An 18,994-nucleotide genomic window follows, 5' to 3' on the forward strand; every position below is an offset into this window, starting at 1 on the left:
AAAATTTGAAGTTTATTAAAAAGAAGGAATGAAGGAAGATGTAAAAGATTTTGAAAGATCCATAAAAAAGAATTCAGTAAAACTCTGAATTCTTTTACACGTATTTTTATTTGTTAATCCATTTAGAAATAATAGGAATTTGTTGTGCCTATTAAAATATGTACTGTTGGTAATTATAACATGAAAATGGATTGTAATAGAATAATGCATAAAAAAGAACAAGTAATAAATTAAACAAAAGCTTTATTTTATTAGAGATAAATAGGTGACTCAGCAATTGTGCTAGCCGAGTCACCTAGTACTATGGAACCAAATAATGTTCTTTTTCTATATGTAGTTATGTGGAGTTCTTAGAGGCTAGCCCAATAGACAGTTAAGGGATAAATAAAATCATTTTAGAGAGTTTTACATTTTATTATGTTAATGCTACAACAGCAAGAGTTAAGCCCAATGTATTTAATGTATTAGAATATGGTCCTACATTAACAGTAAGAGTACTTGTTATACCTAAAGGTGTAGTGAAAATAGCGGGTGCTGATACAGAAGTGAATCCTGCAGTATATCCCAGAGAAGTACCAGAGCCAATGATTGGATTATTATTAAGATACATAGTGATACCTGCCGAATTACCTCCTGGTTGAATGATAACTTGCACTTCATAGATTGCCAAATAGGTTCTTCCACCTTCAAGTAAAACAGTTGTTGGTGGTGTGAATGAGATTGCCGTACCATTAGAATTTACCACGGTATCTAGTGGAATCGCAGAATTTACCGATACTATTGATGGGGTAGTTTGAACAACATTTAAACTGTTAGCCGTGGGGGATGGACAAGTGCAAGGTTTGTGAATGTTAGAGTTATTATCATTTTGGTAATTCACAAATAATCAAGCTCCTTTGCGTAAGATAATTTTTTATCCTATATAAAACGTAGCTTTTTTGTATCTAAGTGATTTTTAATAAGTTTTTAAAGATAAGTCGAATATTGTTGGTCAGTTAACTTTTAAAAGTATTTGATACTCTGGAATTTAAAAGTGCATCTGATAAATATATATGAATGTTTTTTAAGGACATTACTGTAAGTTAGGAAACATAATAAAATAGTTATTTTGTTAAATAAAAAAACATGCATAAAAATTGTGCATGTTTAAAAAAGTTATGTCTTGTCTATGTAAATATATGCTTAACTAATATATACCGTGTGTATGTTTGAACAAAATGGTTATTTATTAACAAATATAAAGAGCGCTTTTTAAGATGCTCCATGACCAAGATGTGTATCGATAAGGATACCAAAAGATTAATAATGAGATGATCATGATTATTGTATGTACATTTCTAATGAATGTGAAATCTTTAAATGCAATCAAAAAGAGCACGCATATAAGCATGCTCTTGGACAAGAAAGGTAGATTTCTATGAGTGGATATCTCCATACAATACTATATGCTTGTCCAGTTAAAAGGTGAAAAGTTTTAATGAAATCTTTATTTTATTAATTTGTAGGTTGATACAGTTCCCCAAACGAAAAGAACCAAGTAAAAAAGTCTTTGTAGTAGACCTGCAGGTAAGGGGAAAAGAAAAACAAGTGAGATAATGATTGTTATTACTATTAAGTTTAGTAAGCAGAAATATGTCCATTTTCTAGTTTTTTTAAGATTCTTTGCAAAAATAAATAGTCCTGGAAATACAGTAAGCATACCTATCCAAACTAGAATAGAATGTCCAATTAGGTTTACATCTGCAGGAATTAATCCTGAGACTATAGTGGAAACTCCTATTATAATTATAAAAAATGTTGCTATTTTATTAATTTTTGTTTTTTCTAGATGTTGTGAAATATATAGTACTCCAATACAAAATGTTATTCCATTAAGAATAAAGAGTAAATTCATCCAAAAGTGATTAGGGGAGCATATTTCATAAGGAGCTATTTCGTAGGTGAATTCTCCACAGGTTGTTACACCTAGATCACTCATTGCATGATGCAAATAGTTATAAGATGCTGTAGAAGTGAAAATAAAGAAAGGTTCAATTAAAAAGTATAGGCAAGTTGCAATCCAACTAAATAAGCCAATCCTATTTGATATATACATTAGATGCCTCCTTTGAAAAAGGTATATTTCCATTGTAGGTGGTTGCATTATCAAAAGTGAAAAATTTCAAGTTGAGAGTCGATAACCATTTTTAATAATATAGGGTTTTCTAGACAAATGTGTTTAGCGGAAAGACGTGTGAAAAATGGATGGGGTATAACTTAACAAAATCGTTATTTGAGAAAAAGGGATTAGTTTAGTTTTGATTCTGCTAATCCTCAACCAATTATAAAAAGCAGGCCGAATATGAGAGGGTAAAAAATACACGAAATTATTATACTAGTTATAACGACTTTTTTTGATGTACCTTTTGGAGCGAAAATAATTAAAACCAGTGATACAAATATTAAATAAATTAAATTACTATCACTATAAAAGGTAAAAAATACGATAATAGTTAACAAATTTGAAATGAAACCGAATTATTTTCTCATTACTTTAGCCTTTCTTGGAAAAATAAATAATCCAGATTATACCATGAATGAATAAGGTTTAAGTAAAATTTTAACAAAAACGTTATTTGAATAAAAAGAAGTTAGATAAGGATGAAGAATAGTCATCTCTTATGCTGGGGAGCTTAACGGATATCTAAATGAATTAAGGATGAGTATATGTTGAAAAGAAAAGTGGTTAGTTTGTTTTTTGGAATTACTATGGTAGTTTTATTTTTAAATCCGTTAGATACCAAAGCGTTTAATATTGATAATCAAGAGTTTTATGATTCTTATAATACTTTATTAGCACCATATGCAAGTCAAGTTATCAGAAGGAAGCTTGGACCAGATCATCAGTATAGTTTGACGGACACAAAAATTATAAAAATTGAACGTTTCCCAGAAGAAAACTTTAATTTTATTGTTACAGTTCAATATAAAACTTATATAGGAGCTCATAACCCTCCGAATGGCATAGAAACTATTACTTTTAATATAAATCCAAGTGGAGTAAAGGTTATAAATTTTGTTCATAAAGATGCTTAAAGAAGAAGTAATATTGTTCGTACATTGATGGAAAGGATATTTGAACTAAAAAATGTTATAAAAATTTCATTTTGTAGAAATAAAGAAACTAAAAAAAGAGCACCATGCATCAGTGCCCTTTCAGATAGGAGGTAACACTTTGAGTTGGATACTTAAAAAGTATATGGTATAGAAGAGAAATACGACCTAAAATTTATTATCAACTCAATACAAAAGAGCAGTTAACGAAGGTTAACCGCTCAGTCCTCAGAGAAAGGAAAAAGAACATTACAGATGTCAATGTGAATTCAAGCTGTATCAGCCCATTTATAGTATCGGACATAATTAAAAATTTTATTCGGATAAACTAAAAAAAGACAGCTAGCAAAAGCTAACTATCCTGGTGAATAAGAAGAACGAAATGGTCATTCGTATTCAACCTTGGTGTACTTATATTGTTAACACTTTTTAGAAATTTATTCAATAAAAGAGCGGTTAGCCCAGCCTAACTGCTCCATACAGAGGTAATAATCTAGATGCATAGATATTATATGCCAAATTATTTATTTTATTCGAGACGGATTAAAGAATTTGTCCTTATTAGTGAAATATAGTTAAAGAATCTCTTTAAGAAACAGAAGCAGTAACCAAATAAAAGAGCAGCTAGCAAGAGCTAACTGCTCAACCCTCGACCAAGAGAGCTAGAGTGGGAAGGATTTAAAGCTGACTTTTTACAGTCCTATATAGTATCGGTGAAATATAGAATTTTATTCGTGTGAAACATAAAAAGAGCAGCTAGTAAAAACTAGCTACTCAGCCTTCGGGTATGAAGGGAAATCAGAAACTGTATATACATTATTAACGGAATATTGGGTTTTATTCAGGAGTTAGAGGGAAATGAATAAATTTAGACTGTTCCAACTTGGTTTTGGTCTGCAACATCAGAATCAAATGTGTTTGTTGCACTAACACCGTTAAATGTATTGAGAACAAAAGCAACGTTAGATGAACCTGAACCATTATAAGCTTTTGTATTTTCTTTTGGAGAAACGTTATAAAAATCACCTAAGTTGAAAGAACCGTTACTATTTTGCACAACCATATTTCCGACAATAGATGGCATAGCTTTCACCTTCTTTCCTAGGAAGCATTTAAATTAGTATATGGTGTATGCGTCTAGTGGTTCATCTGAAACTGAGAATTTTGAAATGAAGTTTGATTGGAAATCTAATAAAATAATCCTTTTGAAATTATATAGGTACAATTCACATTTGAGCCGCTTTTTGAATGTAAGAAGGTATTAAATTAATAAAAACGCCTAAAATGGAAAAAACTGTTTTATAAGAAGGAGTGAGAGGATTGGATAATTTAAAGAAAAAGAAACTAAAAAAAGCAATTGCTCGTCGGACAAAGGTTATACAAAAATATGAGAAAGACAGAATAGATAAAGCTTGGAGGAATCTTTTTATACAGACAAGTATAATGAAATAAATATAGTCCGGCTAGAAAACTAGAGGACACCAATTCATTAAAGCAGCAATTCAAGTTGTTTTAATGAATTGGTGTCCTTTTTATTTTGGAAGGGGGAGATAGGAAAATATGAGGGCACTACAAGACTAATTACGTGAGTGGAAAAAGCAATTGAATCAAACAAGAAAGAAAAAAAGATATAGAGTTCAAGTAGTTGTGAGATAAATTGAAAATAGAAATTGATAAGTAAAAAGATAAATAATTAAACATGCGGATGTATTGAATGCAAATGAAATAAAAATTAAATAGGTATATTTTTAATTTTTAAGTTAAGTATAGAGAAGAAATGAATTATCTAGATATTAAGAAAGGATGGATTTTTACAATGAGTTCAAATGAATCAAATTTCAGTTTTACCAGTAACAAAGATATTGTAAAGTACCTTAATGTAAGAAAAGACCCTGTTGATTTAAGAGACAAAATGTTTCGGAGTTACTTGTTTAGTAATGAGGCGGATTTGCCAACGCAAGTCGATCTTCGTCCTAAAATGTCAGGTATAGTAAATCAATGGAATATAGGTTCTTGTACGGCAAATGCAATTGTTTCAGGGTTACGAGAATATCTATTATTACAATCAGGTCGTCCATTTACTTGCTTATCTCGTTTGTTTTTATATTATCATGAACGAGAAATAGAAGGACATATTCAGGAAGATAGTGGAGCGAATGTTCGTGATGGTATGGGGGTTCTTAAAAATATTGGGGTATGCCCTGAAGAGGATTTTCCTTATACCGAGAATTTTAGAGATAAGCCATCACCAAAGGCTGAATCAGATGCTGCACTTTATAAAATTGGAACCTACCATCGTATTCAAGATTTATCGGGATTAAAGGCTGCACTTGCTCATGGATTAGTTGCTGTACTTGGATTTGCTGTACCAAAATCTTTTATGTCAGAAGAAGTGAAAAAGACTGGTATAGTTCCAGTATCAGGAACAGATGATGTAATTGTTGAAGATGGTCAACCAGCGGGACATGCTGTTTGTGCTGTTGGATATGACGATGATAAGCAAACGGTTATTATTCGCAACAGCTGGGGAGAAGACTGGGGAGATAAAGGATATTGTTATTTCCCATATGAATTATTTAAAAATGGAATTGTGCAAGATATGTGGACAGGTCGTTAATTAGAAAAGTGATGGAAGTATGGAAACTACAAAACACGTTATACGTGTTACGGGTAGCATAAAAGAGCTTGAAAAAGATGTAGAAATAAAAGGTGTAATGCATTATCATCTATTAATTAATGATATATCAGTTTTACATACAAGTGGTGCAGAGGTATCGTATAAAGATTATGTACAAGCTATGAAGCAGCATGTGATTTCTTTTGGTAACTATGCATTCTGTCGTTTCTGAAAATGATGCACGCGTAGAAGCCCGTGATTTCTGGAACTGTGGTGACAAGAGTGCAACAGTTTGGGTGGCTGATGTAGAAGTGAAAACAATGGATGATATGCGAGCAGGTACACAGGCTTTTATCGATGAATTATGTAAATTAGGTGCTAAGAAAGTCGGTTTATATGTTGATCATCATATGTATGCACCTTTTGGTTGTGAAATATTTAAACAAAAAAGTGTTAGCAAGTTTGCAAACGAACTTGCTAACACTCATACAAAATAGACATAAATTATCGCTGATATGTCTTCCTTAATAATAGCCATAATCAATTAGAACACACTAATATGAAATGCTCATAAAATCATTCTTGATATACATGATAATAGTATAAACTCTATATTTCTTTTAATAATTTAGGGTTATATCTTTTCTGCATTAGACGCTTTTAACCACGCTTCGTAGAATTCTGTAACTGATGCATACCGTTCTGCCCGATTGTCATTTACAGCACGATACGCTACCTCATATAATTCCTTACTTGCTTCCCATTTTATAAAAGAACGATCTTTTTCACCGCCTAAGAGTGAGAAAGCCATTGCTCCCATATTAAATACATTTGTTCTTTCATCAATTATTGCGTTTAGTTCAAATTCCTCTGGTGACATAAAACGGGAGGAACCCCATAGCCGGCCCATTTTATTTATGTAAGGTTTCTTACTGTATAAATCTATATCACAAATTTTTGTTTCGTTTGTATTAAAATTATATAAAATACTACCGTCATAAAAATCTATCGCTACATAATTTTTCTTTTCTACATAAGTATGGAAAGAAAAAATGGAATGTAAGGAATGATGAACTCGTTCTATAGCAGATAAATGTCTAAATTTATAAAATGGAGAGTTTGGATTTTTATATTTCTCAGGAGGTGGGAAGCGCCAATGCGAATGAAGACATTCACCATCAAACCAATCGAAAATTAATACATATCCAGATTGAACTGGAAAATGATCAATTAATCTTATGAGCGATTCATGCTTTAAATCTTCATAAATAGTAACTGAATTTTTTAGCCTTTCAATAGCATCACCCGTTGTTCCTTCATATGCAATTGTTTGTGCTCCTGCGTATTTGATAAATTTCTTATGCCCATCTTTTTCTACACCAAAACTTATATTACCTGAATCTTGCTGGTCAAAAACTGCAAATACGGTACCTAATTTAATAAGCCAATCAAAATTATGATGTTCTTTTAATTGGAATATTACACTATTTAACTGAACTTCGACGGAATTATCTTTCATAGATTACCTCACATTTAATATAATTAAGTTGTACATTCCACTATTCGACATATTTTATGGGAATCCTATGCTAACAACATAAAATTTTATAAATATACTGATAAATACTTATAGAGAGGTGAGTACAATGGACCAACAAATTGTTATTAAACCGTATCAAAAAGACTGGGTTGAAGAGTATATAAAAGAAGAAGAGAAATTCTGTTCCTTGTTAGGACAAGGAATAATCGCTGTTGAACATATAGGGAGCACAGCAGTAGAAGGATTAGGAGCTAAACCTCTTATTGATATGATGATTGGCGTAACAGACTTACAAATTACTGAAAACTGGATTGAAGTTCTATCGGAAATTGGATATGAGTATGTTCCAAAAGATGCAACCAATTGGCGTTTTTTTAGAAAGGGAAAATGGAGAGCAGGTACTCATCATTTGCATGTTTATATTTATAATAGTGACGAGTGGAGAAACAATATTTTATTTCGTGACTTTCTAATAAGCCATGAATGGGCACGTAAAGAATATAGAGAATTAAAAGAGATGCTTGCTATTACATATGCTTTTGATCGTGTTTCATATACAAAGGCAAATGCACCGTTTATTCAAAACATAATAAAGTTAGCTGAAAAAAATCAATAATAATTGTCAGTGATATTGAAATTCTCATTTTATTTTAATCTTTCTCTCATGTTCTTTTCTTTTTTATTTGATAGACTGCTTGTTACAAAGCTTTTGTGAGTAAGGAGATTAAATAAAATGGAGAAGATATTAAGAAATAAATATTTTCGTGTGTGTGTTAAAATTATGGGCATTACTATTATTATTTGTAGTGTATTGATGCTATTTATTAATGTTATATACGGCAATGTTTTGAATGTAAAATGGTTAAATAAAAAATTAGGCTCTTTTGGTGAATATGGGGCTATTATCGCTGCTTCATTATGGTTTTTACGCCATATATGGGTGTTTTTAAAGAAGAAAAATATACAAGGATTTAAAAAAGTTAAAGAAGTGTATCTATTTGCAAAAAAGTTTCATGTATTAATTGGATACGCTATAATAGCTGTTGCAATTACTCATGGTGTTTACTTTTTTATAAAAGGGAGTCCTCATATTTTACTCATATACAGTGGCATATTTTCTCTATTAGCCTTAATCGCACTAGGGGTTGTTGGGTTTTATTTACAGAAAATAAATAAGAAAGAAAAATTTATGATGTATAGAAAAGTGCATCAAATCATTGTAATTATATTTGGAATAGGATTATTTATTCATTTAATTGTCTAGGAGGAACTACCGTTGCAACATATTTTAATTATTGAGGATGAGGAAAGTTTAGCAGATTTTCTAGAATTAGAACTAAAATATGAAGGGTATAAAGTAGATATACAACTAGATGGAAGAAAAGGGTTAAGCGCAGCACTTGAAAAGAATTACGATCTCATTTTGCTTGATTTAATGCTGCCTGGATTAAATGGACTAGAGGTATGTCGTCGACTAAGAGCGACTAAAAATACACCTATTATTATGCTGACTGCTCGTGATAGTATTATGGACCGTGTGACAGGTTTAGATAGTGGAGCGGATGATTATCTTCCGAAACCATTTGCAATTGAAGAACTGTTAGCACGTATGAGAGTGATATTTAGAAGAGAAGAACATATTGAAAACAAGCAGGTTTCATTTCTTACATTCAAAGATTTGCAGCTTCAGATTGAATCTCGAACTATAACTAAAGGAAATGAAGAAATTGAACTTACAAATAAAGAATTCGAGTTATTGCTTATGTTTATGAAAAATATTAATCGCGTACTTACTCGTGATGTTTTACTGGACCAAGTATGGGGATATGATGCAATTGTTGAGACAAATATCGTTGATGTATATGTTCGTTATTTGCGAAACAAGTTACATAGTGTAGATAAGGAGGAGTATATCCAAACAGTCCGTGGTGCGGGATATATAATGAAATGATAAAAAATATTATGTTTCGAATTCGAAATCTACCTATAAAGTGGAAACTAACACTTTGGTCCACTACACTAGTATTTATTTTGTTCATCTTATATAGTGCTTTGCAGTTTATTGTAATCAATAAGTGGACTATAGATTATGAACAGAAACAAATAAATAGGCAAGTGACGGAAATAGCGGCATATTTCCAAGATAAAAATGATACCCTTTCGAGTAAAACATTTGAAAACAGTAAAGATTTTCTAAACAATATGATTGATAAGCATCAAATGATTCGTATTATTGACATGGATGGGGGGCCGATTATTACTGTTTCACGAGATTTTAATGAAACGTGGATAAAGCCGAAACAGGTTATAAAAGATGAGTCATTTATAAAAAGGCATTTAGAAGATCGAATATTAGTTAAGCGCATACCAATTAAAACGAAAGAGTTTACTGGCACTATTGAACTTACGAAAAACCTAGAGACATTTGATTATTTATTAAAAGTTATTTTAGTGGTAATGCTTATTGCTGGAATATTTGGATTGATATTTAGTTTTTTAGGTGGGATTCTTATAACGAAGAAACTATTATCAAGTGTTCAAAATATAACAGATACGATGAAACGTATTAAAAAGAATGGACTAAATGAACGGGTTCCAGTACGAGAAAATAATGATGAGCTTGCAAAATTATCATTTCTCTTTAACGAGATGATGGATGAAGTAGAAACTTCTTTTGCACAACAGAAACAGTTTGTCGAAGACGCATCTCATGAACTAAGAACACCGTTAACAATTATTCATGGTCACTTAGCGATGTTAAACCGATGGGGGAAAAATGATCCAGCAGTATTAGATAAATCTCTTCAATCTAGTTTAAAGGAAGTAGATCGTTTAAATAAATTAGTTTCAGAATTGCTTGAACTATCAAGAGCTGAATCTGAACAAATGTATCCAATAGCAGCTGAGCCAGTCCATGTAAATAGCGTATTAAAACATGTTACACAAAACTTTATAGTAATTCAAAGTGATTTTCAATTTGATATGAAATTCGGGGATGACGAGGCTTATGTTTCAATGCCATCATCTTACTTAGAACAAATTATTATTATCATAATGGATAATGCAGTTAAGTATACAAAAGAGGTTAATAAATATATTTGCATAGAATCCAGTTTACAATCAGGGAAAGTTACAATTCGTGTAATAGATCATGGAACGGGAATACCTGAAACCGATTTACCATTTGTTCTTAATCGGTTTTACCGAGTTGACAAAGCGAGAAGTCGAAAACAAGGTGGAAACGGACTAGGTTTGTCTATTGCAAAACGACTTGTAGAAAAATATAAAGGAGCTATTAAAATAGAGAGTAAAGAAAATGAAGAAACAATCGTTACGATTACATTACCATGTATAATAAAATAAGCCTTCAAAGAAGGGGTGCGTTTTGCATTCCTTCTTTTTTTACGATCAAATCATTTTGTTTATTTCGAAATTTCTAGTACATTAAAATTATTAAGGGGGAATAATAATGAAAGCTATCGTACATCAATATAAAACTGGGTTTGACGGTGTAGAATATAAAATATCACCTGAGAGAGCACTTAATGATGGGGAAGTTAAAGTGAAATTAAAATCAGCAGGCTTAAATCATCGGGATTTATTTATTATGAATAATAGAAAAGAAATGCAATTACCTTTAATCTTAGGATCAGATGGTGCAGGTATTGTTACGGAAATTGGAAACGGTGTTTCTGATAACATATTACATACAGAAGTTATTATTAATCCTAGTATTGGATGGGAACATGCTACTGAAGTACCGGAGTTACCGGAAGTGCTAGGTGGGCCGAAAGATGGAACGTTTGCTGAATATGTAATTGTACCAGTTGAAAATGTTGTAGAAAAGCCGTCATATCTTACTTGGGAAGAATCAGGTGTTTTATCTTTATCCGCATTAACTGCATATAGAGCGCTTTTTACTAAAGGTAGATTGAAGCGCGGCGAACACGTTTTAATTCCGGGAATAGGCGGTGGTGTTGCTACATTTGCCATGTTATTCGCGAAAGCAATTGGCGCAAAAGTGAGTGTTACTTCAAGGGTAGAGAATAAAATGGAACTTGCTGCAAAATATGGTGCAGATATTTCTTTTCATAGTGCCGGAAATTGGGAAGAGAGCTTACAAGGTGAAAAAGTAGATTTAATAATAGATAGTATAGGTCCAGCAACTTTTTTGAAATATTTTGATGTATTAAAACCAAACGGAAGAATCGTGAATTTTGGTGCAAGCTCAGGAGATAAAATTGAATTACCATTACGCGCGCTATTTTACAATCAAATTGATATTATGGGAACATCCATGGGTAGCCGTGAGGAATTTAATGAGATGATAAAGTTTATAGAAAAACATCAAATTAAACCAATTATTGATAAAGTTTACTCGTTAGAAGAAGCAATTCGAGCACTAAGCCGTATGGAACATGGAGAACAATTTGGAAATATTGTACTTCAAATGAATTAAAAAATATGATTTTACAATTAGTATATTTAAATGAACATGTTATGTATTCCAAACATGAAAAAAATACGAATCGCCTTATTATAAAGGTTTACGAACTTTATACATAAATAGCGTATAAAATTTGTTTTATAATTGTCACATGAGTAATAGTAAAATGAGAATTAGATGAGAAAAGTTTAAGCCCATTTTCATAATGGTATTGTATACTGTGTAAATCAAGAACACTTGTAAGTAGGGAGAGAGTATTATGAATTACACAGTATTTCAGTGGTTTAATAATTTTGCTGATTCATCCAAACTATTAGATACGATAATGGTTGCAATTACAAATAGCGCTGCATACGTAGCCATTTTATTTATGCTTATCTTATGGTTTAATAATGGAAAGAAAGAGAATGCAATTAGAAAACAATATACAGTTTTATATACGACGCTTTCGGTTATTATTGCATTAGTAGTAAATGTTCTTATACATGCGGTATATTACCATCCGCGTCCGTTCGTATCACATGATGTACATCAATTAGTACCACATGCAGCAGATTCATCATTTGTTAGTGATCATTCTGTACTTGTATTTTCAATCGCCTTCGTATTTATTCTTAGAGGAGAAAAACTGAAATATATCGCGCTATTATGGGCAGTGTTAGTCGGTATATCACGTATGTATGTAGGTGTTCATTATCCTTTAGATATACTTGGTGCAGCTTTCATAACACTTGTTACGAGCGGTTTAGTAATGCAAAGTACACGTATGTTTGAACCAATAGCGAAATTCGTATTCAAAATGTATGCATTAGTAGCGAGACGAATTCCTTTCTTAGCAAAATATAACCATATCGCATAATTTTCTTATAAAAAGTTCCCCTTTGGAAATCCAGAGGGGAACTTTTTATAGTAAATAAGAAAAGAGTTTAGAGTGCTATGCAATCAAGTTTTGGTGAAGTTAATATTCAGAAATTTCACGCACCGTATTTTAATGAAATAAAACAAAAACAAAAAATAACAATAGTTAGTTTCGTATTGTTTTAAAGGAATTAAAAAGAAAACTTCGAAACATATAGTATCGTAAACAAAAACTACAAATTATAAAACGCATCTTCGTACGAATCCATTCCAAAAGAGAGGAGATAAGTATGCAAAAACTTCAAACGAATAAAGGCGCTCGATATATGATGATTGCTTTTATTGTTTTGTTTCTTATTATGATTTTGCGTATAGTCTATATTCAGGCAGTAGGAGTCGTGCATAATGTAAATGTAAAGGATCTAGCGGATGAACAACATAATAAAAAAGGTATTTTAGAAGCGAATCGTGGTACTATCTATGACCAAACCGGAAAGGTGTTAGTACAAGATTCTACAACATATCGAGTTGTTGTTAATTTAAAAGGAAAAGATAAAGTGAAAAATAAAGATGAAACCGCACAACAATTAGCCGATGCGCTTGAAATTGATAAAGAAGAAGTATTAAAAAACTTTCATGAAGGGCGTACGCAAGTTGAAATTGGGAAAATTGGTCGGAACTTATCTAGGGAAAAGAAGGAAAAAATTAATGATTTAAAAATACCAGGTGTATCTTTTATGTCGGAAAAAGCAAGAGTGTATCCGAATGAAGACTTTGCATCCTATATACTGGGTTTTGCTAGACCAGATGATAAAGGGAATACGGAAGGGAAGTTTGGGCTTGAAAAGAGTTTGGATAAATATTTGCGCTCGACAAACGGGAATATAGAATATGTGGGTACACGAAGGGGGATTCCGCTTACAAATGATATAGGTAAAGTAGAACCTGCTAAAAATGGGAATAATGTGTATTTAACGCTTGATAAACAAATTAATAGCTTTTTAGAAGAAGCGATGAACAAAGCACAAGAGCATTATGATCCTTCTATGTTAATTGGAATTATTGCTGATCCAAAAACAGGAAAGGTTTTAGCGATGGCTAGTAAACCTAGTTACAATCCTAATGTAGGTGATATCGAATACTTTTTAAATGATCCGATTGCAAATGCATATGAACCAGGTTCAACTATGAAAGTTTTTACGTTAGCAGCTGCCATTAATGAAGGTGTATATAACGGAAAAGAATATTTTCAATCTGGAAAATATTCCGTTGGTTCCTCTGATATAAAAGATCATAATGGTGGATTTGGATGGGGATCAATTACATTTGATGAAGGTTTTGAAAGATCATCAAACGTAGCTTTTTCTATTTTAGAAGATCAGTTACTGAAACCAAATAAATTTAAGCAATATATGAATAAATTTGGTTTCAGTCAAAAAACAGGAATAGATTTACCTGGAGAAAGTAAAAATACTTTATTATTAAATACGCAAATTCAACAGGTTACAACTTCTTTCGGTCAAGGTTCTACAGTAACTCCGATTCAATTAATCCAAGCGGCTACTGCTATAGCAAATGACGGGAAAATGATGCAACCATATATCGTTGATAAAGTTGTAAATCCAACAAACAAAGAAGTTATTATGGAAAATCAACCGAAAGAAATTGGGAATCCGATAAAAAAAGTAACAGCGGACAAGGTTAGAAGCTTAATGGAGCGTGTTATAACATCTTCAAAAGGAACTGGTACAATGTATAAAGTGGATGGTTATCCAATTGGAGGTAAGACAGGAACAGCACAAATCCCGAATCCTGAAAACGGCCGATATATGGAAGGGAAAGAGAATTACATTTTCTCCTTTTTAGGAATGGCTCCAATTGATGATCCGGAGTTAATCGTATACTTAGCTATTAAGCAGCCAAAGTTAAAAGGAGATGAGTATGGAGCTCAACCTCTTGCTGAAATATTTAAACCTGTTATAAAAAACAGCCTTGAATATTTAAAGGTGAAACCGTATACCGAAAAACAAATAGCTGATGCAGCGAAACAATCTCAATTAAAAGTACAAAATTATGTAAATCAATCGATGGGTACAGCAGAGAAAAGTGTAGAAAAAGAGAAGCTACAGCCGGTAATTTTAGGAGAAGGAAAAATAATAAAACAATATCCACAGTCTGGCGAGGTAATGAGTGAAGGTGATCGTATATTTTTATTAGGGAATAACGCACAAATGCCAAATGTAAAAGGTTGGTCCATGCGTGATGTTATGTATTTCTCTAAGCTTTTGAAATTAGATTTGAAAACTTCTGGTACAGGTTATGTAACGAGCCAAAGTATTGAAAAAGGACAAGATTTACATGAAGGAGATACACTAGAACTAGAATTAGAACCGCCGTTACAACCGTTAACAGAGGCGAATACGAATTAATTCAGGTATTTGGAAGGAGCTAGATGCAAATGGCTCTTTCTTTAGAGCTGTAAGTAATTTCACGCACCGTAATTTTCAGAAAAAACAATAAATAAATGAATTAATAGAGACACGTTATTAAATATCTGATTGTTTTTTATTTACAGTTAAAAATAATTGTGATAATATGGAAAAAATCAAATGCAGTGAAGAGAAGAGTAAATAAAATGAATTTTTTACAGAGAGCTCCATTTAGCTGAAAAGGAGTAAAAATTCTTTATTGAACCAAGCCTCTGAGCAGCGCATCGGAACCTATTATTAGGGGATGGTGTGACGGGAGCTCCCGTTATAGAGCTATGGTATAAGCATGAGTTAGAATGCAGTACCTGATAAGGTTAATATGGTGACATATTAACAAACTAGGGTGGCACCGCGATGATAAATCTCGTCCCTAAGATTAAAAGTCTTGGGGGTGGGATTTTTTTATTGTTTTAAAACAATTTTGAAAGCGGGGGCCAAAAATGAAAAACTTTCTTAAAGATTGGAAATATCCTTTATTACTACTGTCCGGTGTTGGTATTGCGAATTTAGGGGCATGGATTTACTTAATAGCACTGAATGTACTTGTCTATAATATGGGTGGCTCAGCCTTAGCTGTTGCTGCTTTATATGTAATAAAACCATTAGCCACTTTATTTACAAACGCTTGGTCTGGGAGTATGATTGATCGTTTAAATAAACGGAAGTTAATGATTCACCTCGATATATATCGTGCGTTATTTATCGCTATTTTACCTTTACTTCCGTCACTTTGGATTGTTTATGTATTTGTATTCTTTATAAGTATGGCCAGTGCAATTTATGAGCCAACTGCTATGACGTATATGACGAAATTAATTCCAGTAGAACAAAGACAACGTTTCAACTCATTACGTAGTTTAATAGGATCTGGTGCATTTTTAATTGGTCCAGCGATAGCAGGGGTTTTATTAATTGCGAGTACACCAGAGATTGCTATATATATAAATGCTATAGCATTTCTCTTATCAGGATTCATTACATTACTTTTACCTAATCTTGATAAGAAAGAAGCTTCGGATACAACAAGTAATACATTATCTCTTACAGTATTAAAAAAAGATTGGAACACTGTTATAAATTTTAGTAGAAAACATGTGTATGTCGTATGCGTGTACTTCTTATTTCAAAGTATGTTCGTATTAGCAACCGCTACTGATTCACTTGAACTATCGTTTGCGAAAGAGGTATTACTACTAACAGATAGTGAATACGGTTTTCTAGTTAGTATAGCTGGTGCAGGATTTATTTTAGGTGCCATAACAAATACAATTTTGTCAAAGAAATTAGCACCTTCACTTCTAATTGGAATAGGATCATTATTTATTGCAATTGGTTATTTAATTTATGCTTTTTCAAATGTATTTTTAATAGCTGCTATTGGATTCTTTATTTTATCTTTTTCAATGGCATATGCAAATACAGGATTTCATACATTTTACCAAAATAATATCCCTGTTCATATGATGGGACGGATCGGGAGTATATATGGACTTGTTATTGCGATAGTAACAATCTTTGTTACAATATTATCTGGTGTTGCGACTCAGTTCATTTCTATACAACTTGTAGTTATTGTAGGTTCATTGATCATGTTATTTATTACTATCGTCTTGTGTGTGTTTACTTTATTCCCATCACAATCTAAGTTGTATTCTACTGAATCAATAAAGTGAAACTTTAATCAGGGAGCATCCCCCCACTGATTATCAGCCCTCACCAATCGAGCTTTTACGGGCAGCAGGGTCCCCACTTAACTTCTTTGCTTTCGCTGAATTTTGAGATGGGGGTCTTACTGTCCACAAATAGCGGGATAAATTCGAAATGAACTTTGTGTTCTTATTAACAATTTATCGTATTTAATAAAAGGGTTCTTTCCCCTTTATATGGAAAAATCAATAAGGGGAAAGAACAATACCGAAAGATAAGGGTGGTTGTCGTGATAAAAACAAAAGATGAAATTGATAAAATTGTAAAAGAAATAAAAAAGAAAATAGATTTCTCTGGAGTAGTTTTAGTAAAAAAAGAAAAAGACTTAGGCTATGAAAAAGCTTTGGGTTACGCAAACCAAAGTGAATGTATAAACAATACGATACAAACAAGATTTGGCATTGCCTCAGGATGTAAAATTTTCACTGCAATTGGCATCTGTCAACTTGTTGAAAAAGGTTTTATTTCTTTTCATACAAAATTAAAAGATTGTCTAGAGATAAAATTTTCAAACTTCGATGAAGATATTACAATACATCAACTACTAACGCATAGCGCTGGTATACCAGATTATTTTGATGAAAGTATTATGGATAACTTCGAAGATCTTTGGAAACAAACACCTATGTATCTATTAAAGAGTTTAAAAGACTTTTTACCATTATTCCAAAAAAGTAATATGATGTTTGCACCTGGAACTAAGTTTCACTACAACAATGCAGGTTTTATCATACTTGGATTAATAATAGAAGAACAGACGGGACTTAAATTTACGGAGTATATAGAAAAGAACATTTTTAATCCGATTGGCATGAATGATTCTGGCTATTTTTCGTTAGATAGATTACCAAGACATACAGCTCTAGGATATATAAAGGACGAAACCAACCAAAATTGGAGAACAAACGCCTACTCTATACCGATAAAAGGAGGAGCTGATGGAGGTGCATATGTTACTGCACCAGACATGCTGAAATTTTGGGCAGCCCTATTTAATAATGAAATTTTAGGAAAGGAATATACAAAATTACTTTTAACTCCTCACATTCAAGTAAATGATAAACAGTCCTACGGCTATGGAATATGGATTGAAACACGAGAAAACAAGGTATTCAAATATCATGTAATGGGATATGATCCAGGCGTCAGTTTTCGCTCGGCTATATATCCAGAATTAGGAATAACTTTAGTTATTACGTCGAATAAAGGGGCAGGACCTGAAAAATTAATGACAGAAATAGAAAGAGCTTTTTAATTATATGGATTTAAAAGAAGAGATACGAAAATAATTTAAACGGGTTCATGATTGTTTCTGTTTTGAAAAATATTTTAGTTAACGAGGAACCCTTTATTTATTAAATAAGGGTTTTTTGTAATTCTGTACAATTATATATAATTATATGGATTTTTAAATTAGAAAACATTACTATATAGTTGTAAATTTTTATTATTAATTCATATGAAAGGATGTGTTAACAATTTGTATATGATTAACGGTAGTGTGTTTATTATTTTAGGAGTTATTTGTTATTTAATTGTACGTGGAATATTAATTGGTACCAAAAATACAAAACATGTAATTTGGTGGAAAGAAATAATAAGTTTTTTATTTGTGATCTACATTTGTATGGTTGTTGCAGTAACTTTATTCCCTTTACCAATCGGTTTTCCTTTTAATATTGAAAATCTGAATCGCTCGGTCAATATAATACCATTTGCATCAATTATTAAAGACATCAATCAAATTGGTAGTGCTTATGATGGAGATACCCTATTTATGATTGGTCTAATTGTAAGAAATGTAGGCGGGAATATTTTATTATTAATGCCTTTAGGATTTTTAGCACCAATCCTATGGGATAAATATAAGAAATTCAAAAATACAATTTTATTAGGATTTTCTATATCAGCTAGTATTGAATTGCTACAATTAATTGAGTCTTTATTTAGTGGAGTGGGACGTATTACTGATATTGATGATGTGATCTGTAATGTTATAGGTTCTATTGTTGGATATTGTATTTATATTATCTTTTTAAAAGCTATTAATAAATTTAACATTCGAGTGTTGGGTAAAGCTAATTCTAAAGGTGTGGAATTAGTTGATAAATAGGAGTTTAAACGAGTTATTAAAGGCGTACGAGTAAAAAGTACGTCTTTTTATTTTTATAAATAATGCTTAAGGCTGATGAGAAATCACATTTTCCATCTTACACTTGAAAGTAGCTATGGTATTTCAAGTA

17 protein-coding genes, 2 pseudogenes and 1 other annotated feature are annotated in these 18,994 nt (G+C 31.8%); of the genes and pseudogenes, 15 read left to right on the forward strand and 4 right to left on the reverse strand.

The window, feature by feature from the left end; genetic code table 11:
* Positions 1-415: 415 nt before the first annotated feature.
* Together N2V80_RS13000 and N2V80_RS13005 are read right to left on the reverse strand one after the other, a co-directional pair.
* On the reverse strand, positions 416-880 hold the full coding sequence (locus N2V80_RS13000; RefSeq protein ID WP_001109248.1) for a hypothetical protein: 465 nt from the start codon (positions 878-880) through the stop codon (positions 416-418).
* Between the two features lie 606 nt (positions 881-1,486).
* Positions 1,487-2,095 (reverse strand): DUF998 domain-containing protein, encoded by a 609-nt coding sequence (locus tag N2V80_RS13005; RefSeq protein WP_000275962.1) that lies wholly within the window; start codon positions 2,093-2,095, stop codon positions 1,487-1,489.
* Between the two features lie 611 nt (positions 2,096-2,706).
* Here N2V80_RS13005 and N2V80_RS13010 point away from each other — a divergent pair.
* Positions 2,707-3,075: a DUF3888 domain-containing protein gene (locus tag N2V80_RS13010; protein WP_098559575.1), complete on the forward strand. Its 369-nt coding sequence runs from the start codon at positions 2,707-2,709 to the stop codon at positions 3,073-3,075.
* 886 nt (positions 3,076-3,961) lie between these two features.
* Here the strand turns inward: N2V80_RS13010 and N2V80_RS13015 are convergent.
* Positions 3,962-4,177 (reverse strand): spore germination protein, encoded by a 216-nt coding sequence (locus tag N2V80_RS13015; RefSeq protein ID WP_001139345.1) that lies wholly within the window; start codon positions 4,175-4,177, stop codon positions 3,962-3,964.
* 236 nt (positions 4,178-4,413) lie between these two features.
* On the opposite strand from N2V80_RS13015, the gene N2V80_RS13020 reads away from it, so the two are divergent.
* The 3 genes and pseudogenes from N2V80_RS13020 to N2V80_RS13030 form a co-directional block, all read left to right on the forward strand.
* Complete coding sequence (locus N2V80_RS13020) at positions 4,414-4,545, forward strand: DUF3983 domain-containing protein (protein ID WP_000369348.1); 132 nt, start codon at positions 4,414-4,416, stop codon at positions 4,543-4,545.
* A 364-nt stretch (positions 4,546-4,909) separates the two neighbouring features.
* A complete protein-coding gene (locus N2V80_RS13025; RefSeq protein WP_000097509.1) occupies positions 4,910-5,710 on the forward strand; it encodes a C1 family peptidase in 801 nt (266 codons plus the stop codon).
* Between the two features lie 160 nt (positions 5,711-5,870).
* Positions 5,871-6,138 (forward strand): annotated as a pseudogene (locus N2V80_RS13030) (GH25 family lysozyme); the annotation flags it as partial.
* Positions 6,139-6,344: 206 nt separating this feature from the next.
* Here N2V80_RS13030 and N2V80_RS13035 read toward each other — a convergent pair.
* The gene (locus N2V80_RS13035; protein WP_061655664.1) at positions 6,345-7,229 is read right to left on the reverse strand and encodes a protein kinase domain-containing protein; all 885 of its coding nucleotides are present in this window, start codon (positions 7,227-7,229) and stop codon (positions 6,345-6,347) included.
* 127 nt (positions 7,230-7,356) lie between these two features.
* Between N2V80_RS13035 and N2V80_RS13040 the strand changes: the two genes are divergently transcribed.
* The 11 genes and pseudogenes from N2V80_RS13040 (at position 7,357) to N2V80_RS13090 (ending at position 18,864) form a co-directional block, all read left to right on the forward strand.
* Positions 7,357-7,866: a GrpB family protein gene (locus tag N2V80_RS13040; protein ID WP_061655663.1), complete on the forward strand. Its 510-nt coding sequence runs from the start codon at positions 7,357-7,359 to the stop codon at positions 7,864-7,866.
* Positions 7,867-7,983: 117 nt separating this feature from the next.
* Positions 7,984-8,514: a hypothetical protein gene (locus N2V80_RS13045; RefSeq protein ID WP_000411453.1), complete on the forward strand. Its 531-nt coding sequence runs from the start codon at positions 7,984-7,986 to the stop codon at positions 8,512-8,514.
* 12 nt (positions 8,515-8,526) lie between these two features.
* Positions 8,527-9,201 (forward strand): response regulator transcription factor, encoded by a 675-nt coding sequence (locus N2V80_RS13050; RefSeq protein WP_001163828.1) that lies wholly within the window; start codon positions 8,527-8,529, stop codon positions 9,199-9,201.
* Positions 9,198-10,613: a HAMP domain-containing sensor histidine kinase gene (locus N2V80_RS13055; protein WP_000594473.1), complete on the forward strand. Its 1,416-nt coding sequence runs from the start codon at positions 9,198-9,200 to the stop codon at positions 10,611-10,613. Before N2V80_RS13050 ends, N2V80_RS13055 begins: the two co-directional genes overlap by 4 nt.
* Before the next feature lie 106 nt (positions 10,614-10,719).
* Positions 10,720-11,709 (forward strand): zinc-binding dehydrogenase, encoded by a 990-nt coding sequence (locus tag N2V80_RS13060; RefSeq protein WP_000644550.1) that lies wholly within the window; start codon positions 10,720-10,722, stop codon positions 11,707-11,709.
* 247 nt (positions 11,710-11,956) lie between these two features.
* On the forward strand, positions 11,957-12,556 hold the full coding sequence (locus tag N2V80_RS13065) for an undecaprenyl-diphosphatase (protein WP_001110118.1): 600 nt from the start codon (positions 11,957-11,959) through the stop codon (positions 12,554-12,556).
* Between the two features lie 289 nt (positions 12,557-12,845).
* The gene (locus N2V80_RS13070; RefSeq protein WP_061655662.1) at positions 12,846-14,984 is read left to right on the forward strand and encodes a penicillin-binding protein; all 2,139 of its coding nucleotides are present in this window, start codon (positions 12,846-12,848) and stop codon (positions 14,982-14,984) included.
* 176 nt (positions 14,985-15,160) lie between these two features.
* Positions 15,161-15,419, forward strand: a binding site (T-box leader).
* 65 nt (positions 15,420-15,484) lie between these two features.
* Positions 15,485-16,717, forward strand: coding sequence for an MFS transporter (locus tag N2V80_RS13075; RefSeq protein ID WP_061655661.1), 1,233 nt, complete (start codon positions 15,485-15,487; stop codon positions 16,715-16,717).
* A 263-nt stretch (positions 16,718-16,980) separates the two neighbouring features.
* A complete protein-coding gene (locus N2V80_RS13080) occupies positions 16,981-18,006 on the forward strand; it encodes a serine hydrolase domain-containing protein (RefSeq protein ID WP_061655660.1) in 1,026 nt (341 codons plus the stop codon).
* Between the two features lie 13 nt (positions 18,007-18,019).
* A pseudogene (locus N2V80_RS13085) lies at positions 18,020-18,088 on the forward strand (GNAT family N-acetyltransferase); the annotation flags it as partial.
* Between the two features lie 143 nt (positions 18,089-18,231).
* Entirely contained in the window at positions 18,232-18,864 is a 633-nt protein-coding gene (locus N2V80_RS13090) for a VanZ family protein (protein ID WP_000281849.1), read from the forward strand.
* The last annotated feature ends 130 nt before the right edge of the window (positions 18,865-18,994 follow it).

This window comes from Bacillus sp. FSL W8-0640 (assembly GCF_038007725.1).
Taxonomy (GTDB): Bacteria; Bacillota; Bacilli; order Bacillales; family Bacillaceae_G; genus Bacillus_A; species Bacillus_A cereus.

Excerpts from the sequence above, each read along its gene's own strand:
- N2V80_RS13005 (WP_000275962.1), bottom strand. The coding sequence starts at position 2,095 with ATGTATATATCAAATAGGATTGGCTTATTTAGTTGGATTGCAACTTGC.
- N2V80_RS13010 (WP_098559575.1), top strand. The coding sequence starts at position 2,707 with ATGTTGAAAAGAAAAGTGGTTAGTTTGTTTTTTGGAATTACTATGGTA.
- N2V80_RS13015 (WP_001139345.1), bottom strand. The coding sequence starts at position 4,177 with ATGCCATCTATTGTCGGAAATATGGTTGTGCAAAATAGTAACGGTTCT.
- N2V80_RS13025 (WP_000097509.1), top strand. The coding sequence starts at position 4,910 with ATGAGTTCAAATGAATCAAATTTCAGTTTTACCAGTAACAAAGATATT.
- N2V80_RS13035 (WP_061655664.1), bottom strand. The coding sequence starts at position 7,229 with ATGAAAGATAATTCCGTCGAAGTTCAGTTAAATAGTGTAATATTCCAA.
- N2V80_RS13040 (WP_061655663.1), top strand. The coding sequence starts at position 7,357 with ATGGACCAACAAATTGTTATTAAACCGTATCAAAAAGACTGGGTTGAA.
- N2V80_RS13045 (WP_000411453.1), top strand. The coding sequence starts at position 7,984 with ATGGAGAAGATATTAAGAAATAAATATTTTCGTGTGTGTGTTAAAATT.
- N2V80_RS13055 (WP_000594473.1), top strand. The coding sequence starts at position 9,198 with ATGATAAAAAATATTATGTTTCGAATTCGAAATCTACCTATAAAGTGG.
- N2V80_RS13060 (WP_000644550.1), top strand. The coding sequence starts at position 10,720 with ATGAAAGCTATCGTACATCAATATAAAACTGGGTTTGACGGTGTAGAA.
- N2V80_RS13065 (WP_001110118.1), top strand. The coding sequence starts at position 11,957 with ATGAATTACACAGTATTTCAGTGGTTTAATAATTTTGCTGATTCATCC.
- N2V80_RS13070 (WP_061655662.1), top strand. The coding sequence starts at position 12,846 with ATGCAAAAACTTCAAACGAATAAAGGCGCTCGATATATGATGATTGCT.
- N2V80_RS13075 (WP_061655661.1), top strand. The coding sequence starts at position 15,485 with ATGAAAAACTTTCTTAAAGATTGGAAATATCCTTTATTACTACTGTCC.